This is a genomic window from Cryobacterium sp. CAN_C2, from assembly GCF_015751745.1.
Classification (GTDB): Bacteria; Actinomycetota; Actinomycetes; order Actinomycetales; family Microbacteriaceae; genus Cryobacterium.
Map to the genome: position 1 here is coordinate 103976 of NZ_JADOUX010000002.1, position 20578 is coordinate 124553.

At 66.3% G+C, this 20578-nt stretch carries 20 protein-coding genes; 5 read left to right on the forward strand and 15 right to left on the reverse strand.

Annotation, left to right across the window (positions count from 1 at the left end; all coding sequences use genetic code 11):
- Positions 1 to 29 precede the first annotated feature (29 nt).
- From IWX77_RS02095 to hemE, 9 genes are all read right to left on the reverse strand, one after another.
- Complete coding sequence (locus IWX77_RS02095; protein ID WP_196842855.1) at positions 30 to 818, reverse strand: uroporphyrinogen-III synthase; 789 nt, start codon at positions 816 to 818, stop codon at positions 30 to 32.
- Positions 819 to 822: 4 nt separating this feature from the next.
- Positions 823 to 1776, reverse strand: a complete 954-nt coding sequence (gene hemC, locus IWX77_RS02100) for a hydroxymethylbilane synthase (protein WP_196842856.1) — start codon at positions 1774 to 1776, stop codon at positions 823 to 825.
- On the reverse strand, positions 1773 to 2867 hold the full coding sequence (locus IWX77_RS02105) for a ferrochelatase (protein ID WP_196842857.1): 1095 nt from the start codon (positions 2865 to 2867) through the stop codon (positions 1773 to 1775). The genes hemC and IWX77_RS02105 overlap by 4 nt, the downstream gene beginning before the upstream one ends.
- On the reverse strand, positions 2867 to 3619 hold the full coding sequence (hemQ, locus tag IWX77_RS02110) for a hydrogen peroxide-dependent heme synthase (protein ID WP_196842858.1): 753 nt from the start codon (positions 3617 to 3619) through the stop codon (positions 2867 to 2869). The genes IWX77_RS02105 and hemQ overlap by 1 nt, the downstream gene beginning before the upstream one ends.
- Positions 3620 to 3689: 70 nt before the next feature.
- Complete coding sequence (locus IWX77_RS02115) at positions 3690 to 3980, reverse strand: hypothetical protein (RefSeq protein ID WP_297412945.1); 291 nt, start codon at positions 3978 to 3980, stop codon at positions 3690 to 3692.
- On the reverse strand, positions 3967 to 4386 hold the full coding sequence (locus IWX77_RS02120) for a phage holin family protein (protein WP_196842859.1): 420 nt from the start codon (positions 4384 to 4386) through the stop codon (positions 3967 to 3969). The genes IWX77_RS02115 and IWX77_RS02120 overlap by 14 nt, the downstream gene beginning before the upstream one ends.
- A gap of 66 nt (positions 4387 to 4452) precedes the next feature.
- On the reverse strand, positions 4453 to 4848 hold the full coding sequence (locus IWX77_RS02125) for a YtxH domain-containing protein (protein WP_196842860.1): 396 nt from the start codon (positions 4846 to 4848) through the stop codon (positions 4453 to 4455).
- A 116-nt stretch (positions 4849 to 4964) separates the two neighbouring features.
- Positions 4965 to 6458, reverse strand: a complete 1494-nt coding sequence (gene hemG, locus IWX77_RS02130; protein WP_196842861.1) for a protoporphyrinogen oxidase — start codon at positions 6456 to 6458, stop codon at positions 4965 to 4967.
- A gap of 10 nt (positions 6459 to 6468) precedes the next feature.
- The gene (gene hemE / locus IWX77_RS02135; protein WP_196842862.1) at positions 6469 to 7596 is read right to left on the reverse strand and encodes a uroporphyrinogen decarboxylase; all 1128 of its coding nucleotides are present in this window, start codon (positions 7594 to 7596) and stop codon (positions 6469 to 6471) included.
- A gap of 73 nt (positions 7597 to 7669) precedes the next feature.
- Between hemE and IWX77_RS02140 the strand changes: the two genes are divergently transcribed.
- Positions 7670 to 9043, forward strand: a complete 1374-nt coding sequence (locus IWX77_RS02140; RefSeq protein ID WP_196842863.1) for a glutamyl-tRNA reductase — start codon at positions 7670 to 7672, stop codon at positions 9041 to 9043.
- Here the strand turns inward: IWX77_RS02140 and IWX77_RS02145 are convergent.
- Both IWX77_RS02145 and IWX77_RS02150 read right to left on the reverse strand, forming a co-directional pair.
- Complete coding sequence (locus IWX77_RS02145) at positions 9005 to 10081, reverse strand: alcohol dehydrogenase catalytic domain-containing protein (protein WP_196842864.1); 1077 nt, start codon at positions 10079 to 10081, stop codon at positions 9005 to 9007. The two genes, IWX77_RS02140 and IWX77_RS02145, sit on opposite strands and share 39 nt — an antisense overlap.
- A 44-nt stretch (positions 10082 to 10125) precedes the next feature.
- Positions 10126 to 11511, reverse strand: a complete 1386-nt coding sequence (locus IWX77_RS02150) for a glycine--tRNA ligase (RefSeq protein ID WP_196842865.1) — start codon at positions 11509 to 11511, stop codon at positions 10126 to 10128.
- Between the two features lie 164 nt (positions 11512 to 11675).
- Between IWX77_RS02150 and IWX77_RS02155 the strand changes: the two genes are divergently transcribed.
- The 3 genes from IWX77_RS02155 to IWX77_RS02165 are packed head-to-tail and all read left to right on the forward strand — an operon-like array spanning position 11676 to position 15393.
- On the forward strand, positions 11676 to 13964 hold the full coding sequence (locus tag IWX77_RS02155) for a carbon starvation CstA family protein (protein WP_196842866.1): 2289 nt from the start codon (positions 11676 to 11678) through the stop codon (positions 13962 to 13964).
- Positions 13961 to 14167 carry a YbdD/YjiX family protein gene (locus IWX77_RS02160; RefSeq protein ID WP_196842867.1) on the forward strand — a complete coding sequence of 69 codons (207 nt, stop codon included), beginning with the start codon at positions 13961 to 13963 and terminating at the stop codon, positions 14165 to 14167. The genes IWX77_RS02155 and IWX77_RS02160 overlap by 4 nt, the downstream gene beginning before the upstream one ends.
- A 26-nt stretch (positions 14168 to 14193) precedes the next feature.
- Complete coding sequence (locus tag IWX77_RS02165) at positions 14194 to 15393, forward strand: hypothetical protein (protein ID WP_196842868.1); 1200 nt, start codon at positions 14194 to 14196, stop codon at positions 15391 to 15393.
- Positions 15394 to 15421: 28 nt separating this feature from the next.
- On the opposite strand, the gene IWX77_RS16915 is transcribed toward IWX77_RS02165, so the two are convergent.
- Both IWX77_RS16915 and IWX77_RS16920 read right to left on the reverse strand, forming a co-directional pair.
- A complete protein-coding gene (locus tag IWX77_RS16915) occupies positions 15422 to 15856 on the reverse strand; it encodes an FGGY-family carbohydrate kinase (RefSeq protein WP_297412963.1) in 435 nt (144 codons plus the stop codon).
- A complete protein-coding gene (locus tag IWX77_RS16920; RefSeq protein ID WP_297412964.1) occupies positions 15772 to 16209 on the reverse strand; it encodes an FGGY family carbohydrate kinase in 438 nt (145 codons plus the stop codon). Before IWX77_RS16920 ends, IWX77_RS16915 begins: the two co-directional genes overlap by 85 nt.
- Positions 16210 to 16645: 436 nt before the next feature.
- On the opposite strand from IWX77_RS16920, the gene IWX77_RS02175 reads away from it, so the two are divergent.
- A complete protein-coding gene (locus IWX77_RS02175; protein WP_196842869.1) occupies positions 16646 to 18094 on the forward strand; it encodes an amino acid permease in 1449 nt (482 codons plus the stop codon).
- Positions 18095 to 18558: 464 nt separating this feature from the next.
- On the opposite strand, the gene mmsB is transcribed toward IWX77_RS02175, so the two are convergent.
- Positions 18559 to 19473, reverse strand: coding sequence for a 3-hydroxyisobutyrate dehydrogenase (mmsB, locus tag IWX77_RS02180; RefSeq protein ID WP_196842870.1), 915 nt, complete (start codon positions 19471 to 19473; stop codon positions 18559 to 18561).
- 71 nt (positions 19474 to 19544) lie between these two features.
- Positions 19545 to 20507 (reverse strand): serine hydrolase, encoded by a 963-nt coding sequence (locus IWX77_RS02185; RefSeq protein ID WP_297412965.1) that lies wholly within the window; start codon positions 20505 to 20507, stop codon positions 19545 to 19547.
- Between the last annotated feature and the right edge of the window lie 71 nt (positions 20508 to 20578).

Genomic DNA, 20578 nt, shown 5'->3' on the forward strand with positions numbered 1-20578 from the left:
GTTTCGTTATCCGGTCGTTACCTGCCCGGTCAGAGCGCCCGTGCGGTCCCCGCCAGCGCGGCGTCGACGAGGGCCTCGATCAGGGACTCAGCGCTGCGCTCGTGGGCAATCACATCGACGCGCAGTCCGAGGGCCCGGGAGTCCTTGGCGGTCTGCGGGCCGATACAGGCCACGAGGGTGCGTTCGGGAATGTCACCGAACTGTTCGCGCACCTGGCGTGCGACGCTGCCGCTCGTAACGAGCACGGCGTGCACGAGGCCCGCCTTGACGTCGGCGACGACCTGGTCACTGACCGGAACACCGATGGTGCGATAGGCGACGACCGATTCCACGTTGTGGCCGACGCGGCGCAGACCCTCGGTGAGCAGCGGTTTGGCGATCTCACTGCGCAGGGTCAGCACGCGCAAGGGGATGACGCCGGCCGTGGCGGTCTCCCATTCCTCGAGCAGGCCGCGCGCGGAGTTGTCTTCGGACGGAACGATGTCCACATGATAGCCAGCCGCAACGAGCGCGGCCGCGGTGGTTTCACCGACCGCGGCGATGCGCGTTCCGCGCGCGACGACGGCGCGGTGCGACGACAAAACGTCCACGGTCGTGGCGCTGGTGATGGTCATCCAGTCGAATTCCCCGGCGGCGAGGCGGGTCAGCGCCGCGTCGAGCGCGGGGGCGTCGTCGGTCGCGGCGAAGTTGATCATGGGAGCGACGATCGGATGCGCACCCTTGGCCCGCAGGTTTGCCGCCACCTGGTCACCCCAGGGTCCGCCGCGCGGAACGAGAACTCGCCAGCCCGCCAGGGGCTTGGTCAGTCGTTTGGTCACGTGGTCACCCAGTCACTTTCAGGGGAGCGAACTCGGCCGCGCCACCGGCCAGAAGATCTATGGACACTCGTTCAGCCACATCGAGCGCGGCTTCGGTCAGATGGAGTGCGGAATGGGAATCGGGAGTCGCCGCGTGCGAACTGGTGACCCTGCGGGAGCCATCCGGGCTGTAGACGGTCGCGGTGAGAAAGAGCAGCCCATCGTCGAGGACCGCGGTCGCACCGATCGGTGCGGAACAGCCGGCCTCCAGGCGGGCCAGCACGGTGCGTTCGGCGGTGGTCGTCGCCTGCGTTGAAGCATTGTTCATGGCGGCGAGCGCCACCCCCAGCAGGCGTTCGGGCTTACCCGCACGCACCTCGATGGCGAGTGCACCCTGGCCGGGCGCGGTCGGCCAGGCGGACAGGTCGAGAAAGTCGGTCGCGACGGAATCGAGGCGGCCGAGGCGACCGAGGCCGGCGGCGGCGAGAACCACGGCGTCGAGGTCACCCTCGGCGACACGGCCGATGCGAGTGTCGATGTTGCCGCGAATATCGACGATCGTCAGGTCGGGGCGACGCTCCCGGAGCTGGGCCATTCGGCGGGGCGAGCCCGTTCCGACGCGGGCCCCCTCGGGCAGGGTTTCCATGGTGAAGCCGGCGCGCGCGCAGAGCACGTCGCGGGCATCCGCCCTCTTGGGTGTTGCGCCGATACGCAAACCCGGGTGGGCCTCGGTCGGCAGATCCTTGAACGAGTGCACGATGGCGTCACACTCATCGTTCAACAGGGCTTCGCGCAGGGCGCTCGCGAATACACCGGTGCCGCCGAGGCTCGAGAGCGGCTCGCTGGAGCTGTCGCCGTGCGTGGTGACGCGCACGATTTCGACCTCGACACCGGCCGATGCCGCGATGCGGTTGACGATGGTCTGGGTCTGTGCGAGCGCGAGGGCACTCGCGCGCGTTCCCACGCGAATCACGGTCACGGTGCCATCCCGGCAACGGCGGGCTTGAAACCGAGGCGCACGTTTTCACAGCAGCCGGGGCGGCACACGTCATACCAAGGGCCGAGCTCCGTTACGGCCGGGCGGTCGGCCACCGGGGTGTCCTCGAGGCGTTCCACAACGAGGTCGACGAGTCCGCTGACGAATTCCGGCGCGACCCCCGGGGTGGGCACGCGCACAGCAACCAGGCCGTGCTGCTCGCAGCTCTCGAGTGCCTCGTTGTCGAGGTCCCACATGACCTCCATGTGGTCGCTCACGAATCCGAGTGGCACGATGACGATGGCACGGATGCCGCGGGCCGGCAACAGGGCGATCGCGTCGTTGATGTCGGGCTCGAGCCACGGCATGCTCGGTGGGCCGCTGCGTGACTGGAAGACCAGCTGCCAGGGGGTATCAGTGCCCGTCATGACCTTCTGGGCTACCGCGAGGTGCTGGGCGGCATAGGCACCGCCCTCACCGAAGCCACGATCGGCCGGGCCGCTTTTATTAGCGTCGGTCATGGGAATCGAGTGGGTGGAGAAGAGAACCTCCACCTCGGTGTCGAGGTTGATGCCGGGAACGGCTGCCGCGACATCCGCCAGTCCCTTGCGCACGCCGGTGACGAAGGGTGCGACAAAGCCGGGGTGATCAAAGAACTGGCGCACCTTGTCGATGGTCACGACGCCCTCGAGGTTATTCTTGGTCAGGGCAGCGGCGAAGTCCTCACGGTACTGGCGGCAGCCCGAATACGAGCTGTACGCGCTCGTGGCAATGGCGAGCAGTCGGTCTTGGCCGTCGGCGTGCGCCCGGGCGATGGTGTCGGAGAGGTAGGGCGCCCAGTTGCGGTTGCCCCAGAGCACCTTGAGGTCGATGCCGCGGCGGTCGATCTCGGCCTGCAGTGCCGCCTGCAGCACACGGTTCTGGTCGTTGATCGGGCTGACGCCACCGTAGTGGCGGTAGTGCTTGGCGACGACTTCGAGACGTTCCTCGGGAATGCCGCGACCACCGGTCACGTTTCGCAGAAACGGAATCACGTCGTCCTGGCCCTCGGGCCCGCCAAAGCCGGCCAACAGAATTGCGTCGTAGCGGGTCATTACTGCAACACCTCCACGAGCTCGGCGGTGCTGATGCGGCGTCCGGTGTAGAACGGGATCTCTTCGCGCACATGGAGACGGGCCTCGGTATCGCGCAGGCCACGCATGAGGTCAACGAGCTCGGTCAGCTCGTCGCTCTCGATCGGCAGCAACCACTCGTAGTCACCGAGGGCGAAAGCTGACACCGTGTTCGCGATGGCGCCACGGTACGCGGCCCCCTTGCGACCGTGGTCAGCGAGCATGCGGCTGCGGTCAGCTTCAGGCAGCAGGTACCACTCAAAGCTGCGCACGAAGGGGTAGACGGTCATCCATGCCTTCGGCTCGATGCCGCGCAAAAAGCCCGGAACGTGGCTCTTGTTGAATTCGGCGTCGCGGTGCACCCCCATAGCGTTCCAGGTGGGTAGCAGGCTCTTGAGCAGGCGGCTGCGGCGCAGCTCACGATTAGCCCACTGCAGGCTTTCGGCGTTGGGCGCGTGGGTCCAGATCATGACGTCGGCGTCCGACCTGAGGCCGGAGACATCGTAGAAGCCACGCACGGTGACGCCCTCATCCTCGATGAGGGCCAGCACATCGTCGAGTTCGTTCACGGCGTGCGGTACATCGCGGCCATCGAGGTCATCGGGGTTGCGCGGATCTTTTCGCAGGACGGTAAAGAGGGTGAAACCTTGCGGCGAAGCCGTCGGTACCTCGGAATCGGTGGAAGTGGTGGGCTGAACGCTGGTTACTGCCTCTCCGGCAGCCGGGTGAGTCATGAGACTAGTTTGCTCCGTATTGGCCCGGCACCAAAATCAGCGTTGCGGTTTCTGTGAACCGGCTCGGAACCTAGCGGTTCTTGGCGACCGCGGACGCACCGAACCAGACGATGACACCCACGACCGTGGCCGCGCCAGCCGCAATGCCGGCCAGGGCAGCCGGGCTGTCTTCGCCGAGCTGACGCAGGGCGTGCGCCAGGCGACGCCGTTTGATGCGCAGTTGCTTGGGCAGGTTGAACTTGTACTCGATCGCATCGAGCGTGGAGGCGAGCTCCGCGCGGGCGTGCCGGGCTTCAGCGCGGAACTCCTTGATGTCGTGCTTCTCGCCCGACGGGCTGACAGCGGGGCTATTTGTGGTCATATTCGCCAACTCCCTTGAATGCATCGACGTCGTGACGAATACTCGCGTGTACACCCTCGGGGTCGGCTTTCGTGGCTGCCTTCACCCGGTTGACGCCGATCAGTACGAGGATGACGGCGATGAGCAACAAGGCCACCGCCACGATGAGGGTGGCCAACCAGAGGGGCAACACGAGGGCCAGGGCTATCACTGCGAGGGCGACCAGGACACCGGTCGCAAAAAAGGCAAAAACGCCGGCCACAATGAACATGCCCGCACCGATGCCGACATTCTTGGCCTTCGCGGCGAACTCGGCCTTGAAGGCATCCAATTCGGCCTTGACGAGGGCACTGATCTGGCCGGGCAGCTCCCCGATCAGGGCGAGCAACGGGCGTCTGCTCTTCGGGTTGAATCCACTGCTAGTCACGGATTGCCTTCCCTATGTTCGGGTGTCGGTGTTTCGGGTGTCTGAATTCTACGAGCTCAGAGACGGCTACGGCGTTCCGGACTCGTCAAGGCCAGCCGCCGGCTTGGCCCGGGGCGCCGTCTTCGGTTTCGTCTTCGCGGCGGTCGGGCGGCTCGCAGTGGTGTTGGCCTTCGAGGGAGTGGCGTTGGCCTTTGCGGGAGTGGCAGCGGGGCGTGCGGCTTGCTTTTTCTTGGCCACTGCCTGGTTGACCGCCTTCTTACCGGCCTTGTAGAGGGTGGAGGGAACGTCGCCGACCAGTTCGAGAGCCGCGTCGCGCACCTCAGTCACCCGGCGCTGCACGGGTTTGGCGTTCCAAAGATCGTTCGCAGCGGCAGCGATCTGGTCGTAGCGTTTGCGGCCGGCACGTGCACCGAGCACATAGCCGACGAGTCCGCCCGTGATGAACAGAAGCTTTCCGCGCATTGAGTCTCCACTTTCGTAAGGTTTTCCCAGAGTAACCCGGTTCGTCGTTTCGGTCCCGGGTGCTGCCCGGTATGTCTTGGCGCTCTGGTATCAATACAGGAAGCGCACAGTCTTGGCTAGAGGTCTGGCGCGGTGATGGTGAGGCCGAGGGCGGCGTGCCGAATGCGGTCGCCGGCTTCGAGGGCGTGCGGAATGACCGAGGCGAGGCCGGTTCCGGCCAGCCAGGCGCCAGTGATCTCCAGGGCGGGGGTCGCGGCGACGGCCTCGCGCACCTGCCGCGCACGCTCGGGCGCGCCGAGCGTGGCGGGCGACAAGGCGTCGCGCCACTCGGTGCGGGCGAAGGCGCGCACCGAGTTGGACAGCAACGGCACGCCGAGCAGGGTGGATGCGTCGTGCAGGGCCAGTGCTTGCAGCTCATCGTCGCTCAGGTCGTCGGTCGGGTTGGGGTGGCCGGCCCGACCGTAGGACAGCCTGACGACGTGGCGGCCGGGGCCGGCCGCTTCGGCAACCCATGACCACTTCGCCGTGACGTGGGTGAGCGCCTTCGCGGTCACGTTTGGGGCGTCAATCGAGACGAGTACGCCGGTACCGCGCGGGTGCGCGTCAAGGGCGGGCGCGTCGAGGACGAGTGTGGTGAGCGTGACGGCGGTCGGGGCCGGCCAGTCGAGTTCGGCGAGCGCGTCGAACGCTCCGCCGAGCGGGTTGACCAGCCGGAGGGCCTGCGCGCCCTGGGTCGCGACGATGACGTAACGAGCGGTGAGGGTCTCGGCCTGGTCTTCATCAGCTCGCCGAGTGACGGTGACGGCCCAGGTCGGCGCATCGTCGGTGCCGGAACGGGCCAGGGCCTCGGCCGTGATTCCGGTCAGAATGGTCACGTTGTCGTGTTCGAGCGCGGCCACGATGGCGGCGGGCAGGCTGGCCATGCCGCCGAGCAGCCCGCCCACGTTGGAGCCGGCCGGGGCGCCGGAGCGCAGGGCCGAGACAGCGCCGGAGAGCGAGCCGGCGGTGGTGAGGGCGCGGTTGAGTCCGGGGGCGACAACGTCGATTTCGAGGTCGACGGCGCTCGTTGTGTAGACGCCGGAGGCGACGGGTTCCACGAGGCGGTCGAGCACGCGCTGGCCCATGCGCTTCTTCACCAGGTCGCCGAGGCTGTGCTCGCGACCGATGGTGAGCACAGGCATGAGCCGGTCGAGGTAGGCGCGCAGCGAGCCGCTCCAGCCGATGACGCGGCGCACGTCGTCGGCGAGTGGTGAACCGGGAATTCCGAGAACGCCGGCCTTGGGCAACGGAACGCTCACCGCGGCATCCGTTGGTGAGCGCGGTGTGAGGGCGGGCAGGTGCAGCCAGGCACCGGCCACGTTGGGGGAGACGATCTGGTCGGTGAGACCGAGATCATCGACGAAGGCGGCGACGGTACCGCCGCGCACCGCGAAACTCTCAGCACCGCTGTCAAGACTGAGCCCGTCGAGGGTGTGGCCGGCGACCGGGCCGCCGACGGCATCCGTGGCCTCGATGATGGTGACGGTCAGGCCCACTTGGGCGCATTCGCGGGCGGCGACCAGGCCCGCCACTCCCCCGCCAATCACGAGAACGTCGATCGGTGTGGTCATGTTGCTGCTCCTAGTCGGCCGCGCTCACGTCGTGCACAAGGCTGACCAGACGGGTCAGCACATCGGGGTCGGTGTCGGGCGGAACGCCGTGGCCGAGGTTGAGCACGTGGGAGGGTGCGGTGCGTCCGCGTTCGAGCACGTCGCGCACGTGCGCTTCGAGAACGGGCCACGGCGCGGCAAGCAGAGCGGGGTCGACGTTGCCCTGCACCGGAACGGCGCCGCCGAGCCGACGGTTGGCCTCGTCGAGCGGCACCCGGTAGTCGACGCCGACGACGTCGGCGCCGATGTTGTGCATTGCCTTGAGCAGTTCGCCGGTTCCCACGCCGAAGTGTACGATCGGCACGTTGCGGTCGACCGGCTCCGCGCCGTCTTCTTTGCCCGGCACACTGTAGCTCAGGTCGCGCACGTGGGCGATCGCGGCGGCCGAGGCGGGGGTAACGGATGCCGCATAGTCGGCCAGCGAGAGCGCTCCGGCCCACGAGTCAAACAGTTGGGCGGCGCTGGCCCCGGCGAGCACCTGTGCGCGCAGAAACCGACCGGTGACGTCGGCGGTCCAGGCCATGAGCTTGGCCCAGGCCCCGGGTTCGGCGTGCATGAGCGTGCGGGCGTGGATGTGGTCCTTCGACGGACCGCCCTCGACCAGGTACGCGGCGAGGGTGAACGGAGCGCCGGCGAAGCCGATGAGTGGGGTCGATCCGAGCTGGGCGACCGCGAGGGAAACGGCCGCGCTGATCGGTGCCACGGCCTCGTCGAGCAGGGCCGGGTCGAGGGCGGTGAGTTCGTCGACATCCGCTTCTGTACGCACGGCCTTGCCGAGAACCGGACCCTTGCCGGCCACGATCGACACGTCGACCCCGACGAGTTTGAGAGGCACGACGATGTCGCTGAAGAAGATTCCGGCGTCGACGTTGTGGCGGCGCACCGGCTGCAGCGAGATTTCGCTCGCCAGTTCGGGGTCGAGGCACACGTCGAGCATGCGCGTTCCGACACGCAACTCGCGGTATTCGGGCAGCGATCGGCCGGCCTGGCGCATGAACCACACCGGCGTCACGGCGGGTCGGGTGCCTTGGTAGGCCTGAATCAGGCGGGAGTCGGCGGTGAGACCGGAGGAGAGTGGATGCTGCGCGTTGAGGATCATCTCGCCCATTCTCTCAAAGATCCCTGACCGGTGCGCGACGGAAGCGTACAGCAAGAAGTCGTACAATCGTCTAGTGCTCATTCTTCTGTCCGCCAGCCACAAAAACGCCACCTTCGATGTGCTGGAGAAATTGTCTGTGGGCGGGGGCTCGTCGGCCACCCGCATGGTGAAGCAGCACGGGCCGCTCAGCGGTGCCGTCGTCGTCGCGACCTGCAACCGCTTTGAGGCCTACCTTGACCTGGATGAGCCCTACGGCGTGTCGCCCCTACCCGCCGTGTACGCCGCGATTGAAGCCGTGAGTGCGAGCAGCGGCCTCGACGAAGGCGTTCTGCGCGACAATCTCACCCTCGTGCACGGCAACGGCGTTGCCGAGCATCTGTTCGCGGTGACGAGCGGGCTCGAATCGGTCGTCGTCGGCGAGGTCGAAATCGCCGGCCAGGTGCGCCGTGCGCTCGAGCAGGCTCGCGCCGCCGGAACCACCAGCCCCGAGCTCGAGCGCCTGTTTCAGCGGGCTTCCCAGACCTCGCGCGGCGTCAAGAACCGCACCGGCATCGGCTCGGCCGGTCGCTCGATCGTGCGTCTCGCCCTCGAACTGGCCGAAAGTCGAGTCAGCGACTGGTCGAATGCCCGTGTGCTTTTGGTTGGCACCGGCCGCTACGCCGGCGCCTCTCTCGCCGCCCTGCGCGACCGCGGAGCGGAGAACGTGCGGGTTTACTCGCCGTCAGGTCGCGCCGTCGGATTCGCCACCTCGCACAGCATCGACGCCGTTCCCGCCGGGAATTTCGCCGCCGAGGTCGCCCGCGCCGACGTCGTCGTGGCCTGCACCCTGCGCGATGACCACGTCATCGACGCGGCCCTGATCACCCGCGGTCGCGCCGAAATCGGCGTCGACCCATTCTCGATTGCCGGCGCCACCGCTGACGCGCCGGCCCGCCTCTGTCCGGCCGATGTCAGCCCCGAAGCTCCGCCGCAGCTCATCATTGACCTCGGCTTACCCCGCAACGTGGCGCCCGATGTCACCCTGGTGCCCGGTGTCGAGCTGCTCGACCTCGAGACGATCAGCATCCACGCCCCGCTCGAAGAGCTCAACGCCACGACCGAGGCGCGCGAGATCGTCGGTAGGGCCGCCCGCAAATTCTCCGACGTCGCCGAAGAGCAAAGCCTCACTCCAGCCGTTGTGGCCCTGCGCAGCTACGTGTTCGGGCTGCGCGACGCCGAGATCGCCCGGGCTCGCAGCCGCGGCGACTCGAGTGAAGCGACCGAATCGGCACTGCGCCACCTGGCCGGCGTGCTGCTGCACACCCCCATGGTGCGTGCCCGCGGACTCGCCCGCGCCGGTGAGCAAGACGCCTACCTCAGTGGCCTCGACGCCCTGTTCGGCATCGACGTCACCCTGCCCGCCGTTGGCTCAGCGGAGGCCGCCGGTACCGGTTCCCTCGCGTCCTAGTTCGATCAGGGTGACTCCGGCTGGCGCACCGGGCGTCGACATGGCGGCGAGCGCTGCGGGCGTTTCGGCCAGGGTGATTCGTGTGCTGATCAGGTCGTTCGGGCGCAGTCGACCGGTCAGGACGAGGTCAAGCAGCGCCGGATAGTCCCGAGCGGGCATGCCGTGGCTGCCCAGAACAGTGAGTTCGCGAGCGATCACCGTGCCGAGCGGCAGGCGCGGATCGTCGGCCAGCAGGCCGATCTGCACGTGCCGCCCGCGGGTGGCCAGAGAACGGATGCCAATGGCCACGGTGTTCTCGCGGCCGAGCGCTTCGAGACTCACCTGGGCGCCGGAGCCGTCGGGAGTGACGGCGACGATGCGCCGCACCACCTCGGCGTCATCCAGCCCGGCCGAGTTGACCACGTGCGCGGCTCCGACCCGGGTGGCCGCTTCAAGCGCGTCAGAACTGATGTCGACGGCGATCACGGTGGCGCCGAGCGCCTGCCCGATCATGACCGCGCTGAGGCCGACTCCACCGCAGCCCACCACCACCAGGGTTTCGCCCGCCTGGAGGGCGGCCTGGTGCACGAGGCCGCGATACGAGGTGGCAAACCGGCAGCCGAGCAACGCGGCCGCGCCGGCGTCGAGGTCGTCCGGAATGGCGATGAGGTTCACGTCGGCGTTGTGCAGGACGACCCGCTCCGCGTAGGAGCCCCAGTCGGTGAAGCCGGGCTGGGTCTGGTTGCGGCAGACCTGGCCGTTGCCCGCATCACACTCCGGGCACTCGCCACAGGCGCAGACGAACGGTACGGTCACCCGCTGGCCCACCCGAAACCGACGCACGAGCGGCCCGACCGCGTCGACCACTCCGACCAGCTCGTGTCCGGGAACGTGCGGCAGGGCGATGTCCGCGTCGTGGCCAAGCCAGCCGTGCCAGTCGCTGCGGCACAGTCCGGTGGCCTCGACCCGCACGATCACGCCGGCCGCGCTCAACCGCGGCTCGGGCACCTCGCGCAGCACCGGAAGCACACCGAACTCTTCGAAATAAACGGCTTTCATGGTCTCAGTCTGCCCGACGGATGCCCAAGCATCCGTCTTATCGGCTACGCCCCACGCAGACGCACGGCCAGGTAGGCCTCGAGCTCGGCCAGCGGCACCCGCTCCTGCGCCATCGTGTCGCGGTCGCGCACGGTGACGGCCTGGTCGCCCGGCGAGTCGAAGTCGACCGTGATGCAGTACGGCGTGCCAATCTCGTCCTGGCGGCGGTAGCGACGGCCGATCGCTCCGGCGTCGTCGAAGTCCACGTTCCAGAGCTGGCGCAGGCTCGCGGCGAGCTCCCGTGCCATCGGCGAGAGACGCTCATTGCGCGACAGTGGCAGAATCGCGGCCTTCACCGGCGACAGGCGCGGGTCGAGCTTGAGCACGGTGCGCTTGTCGACGCCGCCCTTCGCGTTCGGAACCTCTTCTTCGACGTAGGCGTCGACCAGAAAGGCCATGAGCGAGCGGGTCAGGCCGGCAGCCGGTTCAATCACCCAGGGCGTCCAACGCTCGTTCTTGGTCTGGTCGAAGTACGACAGGTCCTTACCGGATGCCTTGGCGTGCGTCGACAGGTCGAAGTCGCCACGGTTCGCCACGCCCTCCAGCTCGCCGAACTCGGTGCCGGTGAACCCGAAGCGGTACTCAATGTCGACGGTGCGCTTGGAATAGTGCGAGAGCTTCTCTTTCGGGTGCTCGAACAGGCGCAGGTTATCGGGGTTGATGCCGAGGTCGGTGTACCACTTCGTGCGGGTGTCGATCCAGTACTGGTGCCAGGTCTCGTCGGTGCCGGGCTCGACGAAGAATTCCATCTCCATCTGCTCGAACTCACGGGTGCGAAAGATGAAGTTGCCCGGCGTGATCTCATTGCGAAAGCTCTTGCCGATCTGGCCGATGCCGAACGGCGGCTTTGAGCGCGACGCCTGCAGCACGTTGGCGAAGTTCACGAAGATGCCCTGCGCGGTTTCGGGACGCAGGTAATGCATGCCGGCTTCGTCATCGACCGGGCCGAGGTAAGTCTTGAGCAGGCCGGAGAAGGCGCGCGGCTCGGTCCAAATATGACGGTTGCCGCAGTTGGGACAGGCGATGTCATCGAGGCCGTTCTCAGGCGCACGGCCCTTCTTCTCCTCGTATTGCTCTTCGAGGTGGTCGGCACGAAAACGCTTGTGGCAGCTCGTGCACTCGATCAGCGGGTCGCTGAAAACCTCGACGTGACCGGAGGCCTCCCAGACCTGGCGAGGCAAAATCACCGACGAGTCGAGGCCGACGACATCATCGCGGCTCGTGACCATCGAACGCCACCACTGCTTCTTGATGTTTTCCTTGAGCTCGACGCCGAGGGGGCCGTAGTCCCAGGCGGAGCGGGAACCGCCGTAGATCTCACCGGCTTGAAAAACAAAACCGCGGTGGCGGGCGAGGGCGATAACGGCATCAAGATGAGTGGGTGCGGCCACGGTGGCTCCAATGGTCGAAGGCGCAGGAAGGAGGGCGAATGCCCGGAGGTCTCATTTTACGCGTTCCCCTCGGCGTGAAATCTCACCCGTTGCCCGTTCGTCACCGTGTGGAGGTAACGTAAAGAGGCGGATTCCTGCCAAAGCAAGCTTCTCAAGGGAGAGACATGGGCGCCACGTCCAGTACGAGCAAGGGCACTTCTTATGACCCGGGAGCCCTGCAACGGGTTCCTCACGACCTGGCCGTGGCCGTCGACACCGACGAGATCGAGGCCCACGACCGCAAATGGACGCCGATGAAGATCGCGATCTGGTCGGCTATTTCACTGCTCGGTGGCCTCAGCTGGGTCATGCTCGCCGTCGTGCGCGGTGAGACCGTCAACGCCATCTGGTTCGTGTTCGCCGCGATCTGCACCTATCTCATCGGCTACCGGTTCTACTCGAACTACATCGAGAAGCACCTGCTCAAGCCCGATGATCGCCGCGCCACCCCCGCCGAATACAAGGCAGACGGCAAGGACTTTGCGGCGACCGACCGTCGTGTTCTGTTCGGCCACCACTTCGCCGCGATCGCCGGCGCCGGCCCCCTCGTCGGCCCGGTTCTGGCCGCGCAGATGGGCTTTCTGCCCGGCACCATCTGGATCATCGTCGGAGTCGTCTTCGCCGGTGCCGTGCAGGACTACCTGGTGCTCTATTTCTCGATGCGCCGCGGCGGCCGTTCGCTCGGCCAGATGGCACGCGACGAGCTCGGCCTGATCGGTGGCACCGCTGCCCTCATCGCCACCCTCGTCATCATGGTCATCATCGTGGCCATTCTGGCCCTCGTGGTCACCAACGCTCTCGCGGAAAGCCCGTGGGGTGTCTTCTCGGTCGGCATGACCATTCCGATCGCCCTGTTTATGGGCTGCTACCTGCGGTTCTTCCGGCCAGGCAAGATCACCGAGATCTCAATCATCGGTTTCGTGCTGCTGCTCGCCGCGATCATCGGCGGTGGCGCCGTTGCCAGCACCGAGTGGGGCACGGCCCTGTTCACCCTCGATAAGGTCACCATCGCCTGGGGCATCATCATCTACGGTTTCATCGCCGCTGTGCTGCCGGTCTGGCTGCTGCTCGCGCCGCGCGACTACCTCTCGACCTTCATGAAGATCGGTACCATCGGCATGCTCGCGGTCGCGATCATCATCATTCGCCCCGAGATCACCGCCCCGGCCGTGAGCGAATTCGCCACAAGCGGTGCCGGCCCGGTCGTCAGCGGAAACCTGTTCCCGTTCCTCTTTGTCACGATCGCCTGTGGCGCCCTGAGCGGGTTCCACGCGCTGATTGCCTCGGGTACCACACCGAAGCTCATTCAAAAAGAGCGCCAAACCCGCTTCATCGGCTACGGCGGAATGCTCATGGAGTCGTTCGTGGCGATCATGGCGCTCGTCGCCGCACTGTCGATTGACCGCGGCCTGTACTTCGCCATGAACTCCCCCGCTGCCCTGACCGGCGGCACCATCGAGGGAGCGGTCGCCTTCGTCAACGGCCTCGGCATGACCGGCGTCAACGTGAACGCCGACCTGCTCGCCCAGACGGCAAAGGATGTTGGCGAAGCATCCATTGTCTCGCGCACCGGAGGCGCCCCGACACTCGCGGTCGGGCTCGCGCACATTATGCAGCAACTTGTCGGCGGCACCGCCATGATGAGTTTCTGGTACCACTTCGCCATCATGTTCGAAGCCCTCTTCATTCTCACCGCAGTGGATGCCGGCACCCGCGTCGCGCGTTTTATGATGCAGGACAGCCTCGGAAACTTCTTTCCGAAGTTCAAAGAGACGTCGTGGCGTCCGGGGGCCTGGGTGGCCACCGCGATCATGGTCGCCGCCTGGGGAGCCGTGCTGGTGATGGGGGTGACGGACCCGCTCGGCGGCATCAACACGCTGTTCCCGCTGTTCGGTATTGCCAACCAGCTGCTCGCGGCCATCGCCCTCGCAGTGTGCATGGCGATCATCGCCAAGCGCGGGCTGTTCAAATACCTGTGGATCGTGGCGGTGCCGCTCGGTTTCGCGGCCATCATCACGATCTATGCCTCCTTCCTCAAGATCTTCTCGACCGTTCCCGGCATTGGCTACTTCGCGCAGAACCGGGCGTTCTCGGCGGCCCTGGCCGACGGGCAGACCAGCTTCGGCAGCGCTCCAACGGTCGAGGCCATGGAGGCCGTCGTACGCAACACGATGGTGCAGGGCGTGCTGTCGATCGTGTTCGTGGTGCTGACCATCATCGTGATCATCACTACGATTCAGGCCACCATTCGCGCCTACCGCAACCACTCGAATGCGACGAGCGAAGATGACGCGGTGCAGTCGCAGGTCTTCGCTCCGGCCGGGCTCATGATGACCCCGCCCGAAAAGGTGCTGCAGGCCCAGTGGGATGCCGCGCCGGTGGCGAAGCGCCCGAAGAAGACCGGTCACTCATGACGGTTTCGGTGGTTGTTCGCGCGGGCGCCCGCCGCGTGGTCTGGTGGGTTCGTGCCCTCATGGGCGAAGACGCCTATGACAAGTACGCGACACACCACGCGAGTTGCGAAACCAATGCGGCGCATCCGATCATGACCGAACGGGAGTTCTGGCGGGACCAGACTGACCGGCAGGACAAGAACCCGCAGGGGCGCTGCTGCTAGAGCGAGGGCCGCGCTGGCCTGGGGCGATGACGAGCGGGGGCGGGGTGCAGCGCCTCAGCGCGCTCCGCTCTCGCCTCAGCGGCCTGCCGCCATGGGGTCTCGTGCTGCTGATCTGGGCAGCATCACGGCTGCTCACCACGGCACTGCTCGGCACCCTGTTCGCCGTCGCCACTCGCGCCGGCTGGAACTTCGCGAGCTACCGGAGCGACCCGAATTTCTTCACCTTCTCGGGGTCGTGGGATAGCTCGTTCTACCGGCAGATCGCGCTCTCCGGCTACCCGGCTGTACTGCCGACCGATACCGCCGGCAACGTTGAGCCGAACGCTTGGGCCTTCCTGCCGGTCTTTCCGTGGCTCGTGCGCGTTGTCGCGGCGCTGACCGGCCTCGAATTCTACGTCGCCGGCATGCTCGTGGCGATCCTGTTCGGCGCCGGGGCCGCACTCGGGCTCTACCACCTGTTGGCCTCCCGAGTCGGCGCGAACTCGGCGCTGTGGGCGGTCACCCTGTTCTGTTTCGGGCCGCTGTCATTTATTCTGCAGGTGGCTTACGCCGAGAGCCTGTTTCTGTTCCTGGTTTTCACGAGCCTCGCGATGATGGTGTCGCGGCGTTACCTGCTGATGATTCCGTTCGCCGTGCTGGCCGCGTTCACCCGGCCGGGGGTGCTCGCGCTGTCGCTGGCGCTCCTCATTATTCTGGTACTGCGCTGGCGGGAACGCGGGCGATCCGCTCGCGCGGAACGATGGGCCATCTTAGCCGCAGGACTGGTCATTGCGGCGGCTGGCCTGTCTTGGCCGCTCGTGGCCGACGCTGTCACGGGAGTGCACGACGCCTACCTCATGACGGAGTTGTCCTGGTGGACCGGCTTCGTCGGCCGGGTCGAATTCGTGCCGCTCACGCCGTGGTTCCTGATGGCCGGAAAGTACCTTGGCGTGGTCGGAATCGTACTCGTACTCGCGCTCGCGTCGGGGTTTGGATGGTGGTTGTCGCGACGCTTGCTGCATCCGCTTCGGCCGGAAATCGTGGCGTATTCGGCAAGCTACGGCCTCTATCTCGTGGCCGTGTTTCTGCCGCAGCAGAGCCTGTTTCGGCTGCTACTGCCGCTCGCGCCGCTGCTCGGTGACCCGGCGATCTCCCGGTCGAAGGCGCTGCGTCGCAGCCTGCTCGGCGCGGGCATCGCCCTGCAGCCGGTGGCCATCGTGCTGCTCTGGTTCATCGGCTACCCGTGACCCCCACACCCGGGCTCAGACCCCGGGCTCAGACCCCGTAGATCGTGCCACGCTGCTCGGCGTAGCGCGCTCGCACGTCGACGGCCCAGTCGCGTGCGGCCGAGGGCTCGAGTTCGGTCGCGATCTCTCGCTTCCAGTGCGGAAAATTGCTGCCACCGTCGAGCGCCCACGCGGCCTGGCGCACGGGCACGCCCTGGCTGCGCAGCGAGTCGAGCGCGTCGGCGAGGCTGCAGACCACACCGAGAACGGATGCCTGGGCCAGGTTTTCGGGGTTCATGTTGGCCCGGCGCTTGCCGGTGAGCGAGCCGGTGGCACCCGGTAGATTCGGAGTGCGTTCGCCGTCGAGGTAGGGCAGCATGAGCAGCCCGTCGGCGTCGATCATGCGGGCCGTGGCCACGAGGGTGCGGGCACCGTTGATGGTTGCGATGAGGGCAAGCTGGCCGCCGGCGGCGTCGGCGAACACGGTGCCGCTCCTGCCGATCGAGACGACCACGTCACCTTCTTCGGCACCGAGAAATATCCCGTTCCCGACGCGTCACTGCGGTCGGTCGTGGCCTCGGCGGCCCGCCCGAGAATGTTCCAGGTGAGCCAGTCGTGCGGAAGCAGCACCCGCTCAACGCGCGCCGCGAGTTCCGGCCGGTTTTCGGGTAGCCAGGCCAACTTCGTGATGGTGAATGGAGCGACCGGTACGACACCGACCTCCCCGGCCCACATCGACGCGCCGTACTTCTCGGTGAGCGCGGCCGCCTGCGGGGCGCTGCGCACGTCATTCCAGAGCAGGGCGTCGTGCACGGGCGTGTCGGCATCGACACTCACGACCTTGCGACTCTGGGTCGATGGATCGACTCCGACAACAACAGGACGATTCAGTGCCAACGGCATCTCCTGTGAAATCCAGTTTCTGGGGCCAGCCTAATCGAGCGGGCTGGTTCGCTTTAATGAGCAGAGCGCTCACTGAGCTGCGTCTTGTAGTCGTCAAGGACAATTCCGTGCACCAGGCTCGCGGAGCTCACGACGCGACCGTTTCGAGTGAACCCACACGCAAAACGGGCACGCCGGCCAAAGGCCCGCAAACTGAGTGCTGCCGGGCCGGAACTCGCGATCGTCTGACTGCCGGTCAGGGCCGGGTCGTTTCGCCGCGATAAGCGCCGATCTTGACCGATTTGATTATGAATCATGCAAAATCAGACGGTATAGGGTTTCTACGTACCCCTCGCACGGAGGGTAGACAGCACCGGCCAATGGAGGCGTCATGTCCGCTCAGAATCCCAACTCTGTCTTGCGGCGAAAGCCCATCGACGATGTCGGCGATGAATCCAAGAAGAACGGACTGTTCAAAAGCCTTGGGCTCTGGCAGCTCACTGCGATCGGTGTCGGTGGCATCATCGGCATCGGCATCTTCACCCTTGCCGGCCTTGTCGCCAACGGCGGCCCCGACGGCGAGGGCGCCGGCCCGGCCGTGCTCATCTCGTTCCTCATCGCCGGTCTTGCCAGCGCAGCCGCCGCCCTGTCCTATGCCGAGTTCGCCGGAATGATCCCGCGTGCTGGGTCGGCCTACACGTACGGTTATGTCGCCCTCGGTGAAATCGTCGGCTGGTTCATCGGGTGGGACCTCTTGCTGGAATACATTGCCATTGTGGCCGTGGTTGCCATCGGCATCTCCGGCTATTTCACCGAATTCATGTCCGGCATTGGCGTGCAGGTGCCGATTTGGATGCAGGGCACGGCCGACGCCCTCGACGGCGGGGTGATCAACCTGCCGGCGATCATCGTCTGTCTGCTCGTGACATTCATCCTCAGCCGCGGCACTCAGACCTTCGGCCGCTTCGAACTGGTCGCCGTTGGCCTGAAGGTGCTGCTGATCCTGGGCATCATCGTGCTCGGCTTTTTCTACATCAACACGCAGAACTACATCCCGTTCCTACCCAATGGATTCGGCGCCGTCTTCACGGGCGCGGCCACGGTGTTCTTTGCGGTGTTCGGCTACGACGCCATGAGCACCGCGGCCGAGGAGGCCAAAGACGGCAAGAAGCACATGCCGAAGGCGATTCTGCTCTCCCTGGCCATTGCGATGGTGCTCTACGTGCTGGCCACCCTGGTGCTCACCGGCATGCAGAACTGGCAGGACATCGACCCGACGGCCGCGTTCGCCGTGGCCTTCCAATCGGTCGGCCTGCCGGTGATCGCCACTATCCTCTCGGCCTTTGCCGTTGTGTCCATTCTCACTGTGATGCTCACCTTTCTGCTCGGCGTCAGCCGGGTCTGGTTCTCGATGAGCCGTGACGGCCTGCTGCCCAAATGGTTCTCGGGCACCGACAAGAAGGGCACCCCGCAACGCGTCACGTGGATTGCGGGCATCGCCTCTGCGATTCTGGCGGGGATCTTCCCGATTCGGCTTATCGCCGACCTAACCAACATCGGTATCCTCGCCGCCTTCGTTGTGGTCTGCATTGCCGTCATCGTGTTGCGCCGCACGCGCCCCGATGTTCCACGCACCTTCAGGCTGCCGTTCATGCCGATCGTGCCTGCGTTCGGCGTGCTGGCATCTTTCTTTCTGATCACCCAACTGCACTGGGAAACGTGGCTGCGCTTCGTCATATGGCTCGTGATCGGCTTGGTGATTTACTTCGCCTACGGCCGCCGAAACTCCCTCATGAACCCGAAGAGCCCGCGCTACGTTGAGGTTCCGGCCGAAAAATAAGGCCGGGATCGCTGGCCCGCGAGCGGCTCGCCGACGGGAACGATCAGCCAGATAACGATCGACAGGACCACCACTGTCACGCAAACGCAGTTCGATCGTGAGATCGTCGAGCCAGGCGGCGTTTTCGGCCCGCGCGCGGCCTCATCTGAGAGGATGCGATAGGGCCGCCATGCGAGTCAACGCTGTCTGACACACCGCTGTCCACATCGCGGGTCACTGGCCACGATTCGGCCGGCCCGTTCTGCAATTGCCCGTTCTGCAATTGCCCGTTCTGCAATTGCCCGTTCTGCAATTGGTGGTGCACGGTGGTGGAGAAGAGTTGCCAGTCGGCGGCGATCTTGCAGCCGTAGGCCGCGCCGGGCGCGAGCGTGCGAGCACGCCGAGGCCGAGGGCGGCGCGCATCCAATCGACTGGCCAGGGTGTGAGTTGCATGACTACATGGTCTGACTGGTTAGTCAGACTGCCTACTCGAGTTCGGTGCCGCTCCGAGCCAGGGTGCCATCCACCAGTTTCACGATCATCGAGCAGTCCTTGCCGCCCTGGCCCTGGTCGATCAGCCGCTGGAACAGCTGCTGCACGTGCTTTCCGATCTCCAGCGGAGTGTCGGTGGCCGCCGCGGCCGCGACCGCGAGGCCCATGTCCTTGTGGGCGAGCTCGGCCGTGAACGTCGGCGTGAAGTCGCGATTCACGGCCGCCGACGGCACGACCCCCGCAATCGGATACCAGGTGCGCAGCGCCCAGCTGTCGCCCGATGAAACGGATGCGATATTCCAGAACACCCGCTTGTCCAGTCCCAGCCGCTCGGCCAGAACGGCACCCTCCGACGTTGCGGCCAGATTGATGAACAGCATGAGGTTGTTGCAGATCTTTGCCGCCTGACCGGTCGTCGCGCCACCGGTCGGAATGATGTTCGCGGCCATCGGCTGGATATACGCGGTGGCGGTGGTGACGGCATCCGCTTCACCGCCGATCATGAAGGTGAGGGTGCCGGCCTCGGCACCGGTGATTCCGCCCGAGACCGGGGCGTCAACGAAGCGAAAGCCTGCCGCGGCGGCGGCATCGTGCAGCGCTTGGGCCGATTCAATGTCGATCGTCGAGGAATCCACCAGCAGGGTCGACGTGTCGGCGTGGGCCAGCACGCCCTCGTCGCCGAAGTACACCGCACGGGCATGCTCGCCCTTGGGCAGCATCGTGAAGACGACGTCGGCACCCGCCACGGCCTCCGCAATACTCGTTGTGCGGGTGACGCCGACAGCCACCGCCGCGTCGAGGGCATCGGTGTTGAGGTCGAAGCCGCGCACGCTGTGCCCGGCCTTGACCAGATTTGCCGTCATGGGGCCGCCCATGTGGCCCAGCCCAATCCATCCGATGACCGCCATGGCATAGCTCCTTCGCGTCGGTGGCGGGCGTCTATGCCCGTCCCCTCCACGATGGCACAACTTGTCGGCTCCTAGTGCACGTACCCCAGCAGATCCTCCCCGACCGCGCGCATCCCGTTGAGCACCGCGAGCCGTGTCATCAGCTGGGTGTCGTCGAACAGCATCGAGACCGCGTAGGTCACGCCGGCCCGCGGACCGCGGAGAATACCCACCTCACTGCGCACACCCGCGGTCGTTCCCGTCTTGTTGACCATGAGCAGACCGTGGTCGCTCTCCCGGTGTGCGAGCGGATCCAGCCCGAACGCACTGGCCACGAGCGACAGGTCGGTGTTGAGCGACAGCCAGCCAATGACCCGCGCGCTCGTTTCAGCATCCACGATCTCACCGCGAGCAAGCGCCGTGAACAGCCAGGTGAGTTCCTTGGCGCTGCCCACCGACAGCTGCGGCGCGTCATCCGGGCCGCGTTTGTCGCGCACCAGGTCGAGCAGTGCGGTGCGGCTAAGGCCTAGTTGCTCGGTGCGGGCACGCACCGAGTGCAGCCCGACGGTGCGAATGAGCACGTTCGTCGCGAGGTTGTCACTCGTCGCGCCGACGAGGGCGGCAAGGTCGGCGACGCCGAGCCGGGCGATCTGCAGGTGCTGCCAGACGCCGGAATCACTCACGGCATCCGCACTCGAACGCTCGAGCATCGTGGCCAGACCGAATTCGGCGTCGTTCAAGCGCGCGGCAACCTCGATCAGCAGCAACACCTTGCCCACGCTGGCCGTCGGCATCGACACGTGGTCGTCGACCGAAAACAGTACCCGCCCGGTCGAAAGATCGGTTGCGCGGGCTGAGACCTGCACCCCGTTGAGAGCGAGTTCGCCCAGGGAGGCAAAGCCGCGGGCAAAGTTCTCGGGGGCGTCCGTTATACGGTGTTTGCCACCGGGCGCAGCGGCGTGGCGGGAACGAACGGAGCCGCCGCCATCCGCTTGGTTGGAAGCAGGATTCAGGTGACCACTCGTGCCGTCGGCGTCGCGACCGCGAAAGACCACTGTCGATCCTCTCTCCGGCGGCGACCCCGGGCCTGCCTCATCCCCGGCTCAGAGGAGCCTGCTCAAGACTA